Consider the following 3,765-nt stretch of genomic DNA (forward strand, 5'->3'; position numbering starts at 1 on the left):
TAGGCGCTTTGCTGAACATATTGGCGCGCCCGTTCCAGATCGAAGGCGGGCAGTTCGAGATCGTCGGCGAAGGCGTCGGTGAAGACCGGCGCCATCGGTCCGGCCAGCGGCTCGCCGGGCAGCAGTTCCTCGCGGATCAGCGCATAATCGGTCGCATAGGCCAGCGCCTTGCGGATGTTGACGTCATCGGTCGGCGGGCGCTGGTTGTTCAGCTTGAAGTAGAAGTTGGTCGCGGTCGGGAACTTGTGGATGCGATAGTCGTCCAGCGCGCCGATCGAATCGTAGGTCTCCTGCGCCTGGGCGTCCGAGGAAAGGGACAGCGTGCCGGACGCCGCGAGCGCCTTGACGGTCGCCTCCTCGTTCGTGACCACGAAACGCACCTCGTCGATGCTCTGATCGTCCCAGCCCAGATGATAGCCCTCATAGGCCTTGATGACCATCGAGGCGCCGCGGTTCCAACTGTCGAGCATGAAGGCGCCCGCGCCGATCGAATTGTTGGCGATGAAATCCTCGGCCCATGCGTCGTCCTCGGTCGCGTTCTGGGCGGCGACATCGGAATTGACGACGAACATGACGGGCGTGACGGTCAGGAACGGCGCGAACGCCTTGGAAAGCTTGAACTGGACCGTGCGCGCATCGATCGCGGTCACGGAGCCTTCCTCTAGGATGCCCTCGATCAGATAGGAAGGACCCTGGTTGATCGCGATCAGCCGGTCGACCGAATAGACCACGTCCCTGGCCTGGACGGGCGAGCCGTCCTGGAAGGTGATGCCGTCCTTCAAGGTGAAAGTGTAGGTGAGCGCGTCGTCGGAGACCTCCCAGCTTTCGGCCAGAAGCGGCTGGATCGCGCCGTCGCCGTCGACCGCCGTCAGCGCCTCGTAGAGGTTAACCCCGGCCATGTATTCGGTGTAGTCGTTGATTTTGGCCGGGTCGATGGTGCCGAAAATCTGCACCGCATTGACGGTGACGACGTTCTGCGCCATGGCCGCCGTCGCGGTCAGGCCGAGCGCTGCGGCGGCGGCCGTGAACCGCACGGTTTGCATCGGTGTCATGGGGTGGTCCTCCTTGCTGGGTGGCGGGTTGCTCAGTTCAGGGTTTCGATGGGCCTGTAGGCGTGGTCGTATCCGAAGTAGGCGGGGCCAACGAGCGAGAGCCCGTGCGCGCTGCGCCATTTCGGATCGCTTTTCAGGCCGAAGACGATGACGCGGAAGCCGTAGCGCATCTGCTCGGTGGTGATCGGCTGACCGGTTTCCAGATCGAGCAGGCAGATCAGGTCCGGCGTCATGGCGCGCGGCGTTCCCGCTTCGTCCTCGGCGATCAGGAATTCGTTCTGGAACTTCAGCGTCAGCTGCCGGCCCTCATGGGCATCGAGCCCCTCAATGCGCGCCGAGCCGCGCGCAAAGCCGCCTTCCGTGCGGCGATCGACATCGACCACCCGGCCCTCGAACAGACGAATGCCGTCCAGTTCGCGCGCCAGGCGGTCGGCCGGATTGCGGTTGGCCGCCTGCTCGTCGGCGACGATCCGGCCGACCGCGTGGATCAGGCTCATCGAGCCGCGCAGGATGGCGCGCTTGGCCTCGGCGCCGGTCATCGGATAGAGCGCGATGAGCCCGGCCCCGCCCATCTCGACGGTAACCACGCGCGCGAACTTTTCCGTCGACAGATTGTCGACCATGTTCAGCACCAGCGAATTGCCCTTCTCGTCGGCCATCGCCATCGGGCAGGCGTCGATGTCCTCCATGGTCATCGACACCATCTGCAATTCGGGAAAGGCGCGGCCCATGCCGTCTCCGTCGATGAGCGGCAGGCCGGCCGATGCGGCGACGGCGATCGGAATGGTCGAATTGAGCCCGCCCGCCTCGATGCAGAAAACGGCGTCGGCCCGCTTGCCGAGCACCCTTTGAAGCGTCTTCAGCGCCGACAGCGCCTCGTCGCCGCGCGGCAGCTTTTCGAGCATGACGGTCGGCGCGCCCATCATCGCCACGGGCACGACGAGCGCGTCGTCGGCGAGGCTTTCGACGTCGATCACCTCGACGGGTCCGTTGGCGGCGATGGCCTGTTCGGCCATCAGCCGGCCGATATAGGGATCGCCGCCGCCGCCGGTGCCAAGAAACGCGCCGCCCAGCGCGATGGCGGCCATCTCGTCACGGGTGATCCTGGTCAGCGGGTCGAACATGGGCGTCCTCTCAAGAGTCCTGGGCCCCCGGCGGCTTGCCGGGCATCGGGCGAAACGTGATGTCGGGATAGCCGAAGGCGGCGGGGCCGACGACGGCCAGCGCCTCGGGCGTGCGCAACAGATCGTGGCAGGGCAGGGCGAGCACGGCGATCCGCTGGCCGTAGCGCAGCATCTCGGTGGTGATCGGCAGGCCGGTGTCGGCCTCCAGGACGACGATCAGGTCGGGCACGCAGACCTCGACGGCGCCGTTCCGGCGGAAGACGAGGAACTCGTTCTGAAGGTCGATGCGCCCGGCCTGGCCCTTATGCTCGCCAAAGCCTTCGAGCGAGACGTGGCCGACAGCGAAACCGCCTTTGAGATGCCGTTCCAGATCGACGATCTTGGCGGTCATCAGGAGGCGGCCGGCTTCCTGGTCGATCACCGTGCCGACCGGATCGGCATTGGTCGCCTGCGCGTCGAGTACGGCGCGGCCGAGCGCCAGGGCCTGGGTGATCGTGTCGGGGATCGCCGCCCGGCGCACGAAATCGCCGCGCATCGGCGCCATGGCGATGCCGGCTGCGGCGCCCATGGCCACCACATTGGCGCGCGCCAGCCGCTCCACCCAGATCTCCGAGGGCGTGTCGCGGATGACGACGATGGAACCCTTCTCGTCGGCCATGGCGGAAGGCGTCGATGTGTGCCCGTAGATCGACCAGGTGCACATCTGCATCTCGGGAAAGGCGCGGCCCATGCCGTCGCCGTCGACGACGGGAATGCCGGCCTGCGCCGCTGTCAGCATCGGCTCCATCGCATTGGCGCCGCCGATCTCCGAGGCGATCAGCGCGTCGATCGTGCAGCCCAGTTCCCGTTCGAGCGCGCGCATGGCGCGCAGGCATTCCTCGCCCTGCTCGATCTTTTCGACGCCGACCACCGGCGCGCCGATGCCGCCGAGCGAGACGACCATCGCATCGTCCGGCAGTTCGTCGAGCCCGATGACCTCGATCCGGTGGCCCTTCTTCAGTTCCTGCCGGCAGCGCAGCTTGCCGATATAGGGGTTGCCGCCGCCGCCGGTTCCAAGGATCGCCGCGCCGACCTCGATCGCTTCGAGGTCTTCGAGCGTCACCTCGCGGCGCTTTTCGCGCACTGGCTTATCCATGGAGCGACCCCACCACCTTGAGGCGGATGCGCGTGGCGCTGCCGGGAAGATAGGCAAGCGGCACGTCCTCCTGGTCGAGAAGCTCGATGGTCTCCGGCCGGGCGCCGGCGGCGATCGCCTTTTCGGTCGCCTCGGCGCGGGCGGCGGCGAGCGCCTCCTCGCGGCCGATCGAGGCCAGCGAGAAGATGCGGTCGACCTCGCCGCTGATCTGGCCGATCGCCGCGCCGACGGCGTTCGCGACCGAAAAGTGCTCGGGCCGGATGACCGGCAGTTCGCCGAGCTGGTCGGGGATCAGGATCGATCCGCCGCCGACGGCCAGCACCGGGATCGGCTGCGGCGAAACCCGCATCCGCTCGACCGCGTTCACGATCATCGCGTCGGTGCGCGCCTTGATCGCGGCGAGCCTTTCGCCGCCGATGGCGCGTGCCGGCGCGGCATCGCCGATCTCCGCCAG

General features: G+C 67.3%; 3 protein-coding genes and 1 pseudogene. All 4 read right to left on the bottom strand.

Annotated features, from left to right (window positions below):
* Positions 1-1,052, bottom strand: a 1,052-nt coding sequence (locus AC5E6L_RS14650) for an ABC transporter substrate-binding protein (RefSeq protein ID WP_491774273.1), incomplete at its 3' end; no start/stop codon positions are given.
* A gap of 32 nt (positions 1,053-1,084) precedes the next feature.
* Positions 1,085-2,176 (bottom strand): S-methyl thiohydantoin desulfurase family protein, encoded by a 1,092-nt coding sequence (locus AC5E6L_RS14655; protein ID WP_491229471.1) that lies wholly within the window; start codon positions 2,174-2,176, stop codon positions 1,085-1,087.
* Positions 2,177-2,186: 10 nt separating this feature from the next.
* Positions 2,187-3,299 carry an S-methyl thiohydantoin desulfurase family protein gene (locus tag AC5E6L_RS14660; protein WP_491774275.1) on the bottom strand — a complete coding sequence of 371 codons (1,113 nt, stop codon included), beginning with the start codon at positions 3,297-3,299 and terminating at the stop codon, positions 2,187-2,189.
* Between the two features lie 4 nt (positions 3,300-3,303).
* Positions 3,304-3,765, bottom strand: a pseudogene (locus AC5E6L_RS14665) (hydantoinase/oxoprolinase family protein); the annotation flags it as partial.

This window comes from Roseitalea sp. (genome assembly GCF_984466335.1).

Coding starts and splice junctions, on each gene's coding strand:
- AC5E6L_RS14655 (WP_491229471.1), bottom strand. CDS start 2,176: ATGTTCGACCCGCTGACCAGGATCACCCGTGACGAGATGGCCGCCATC.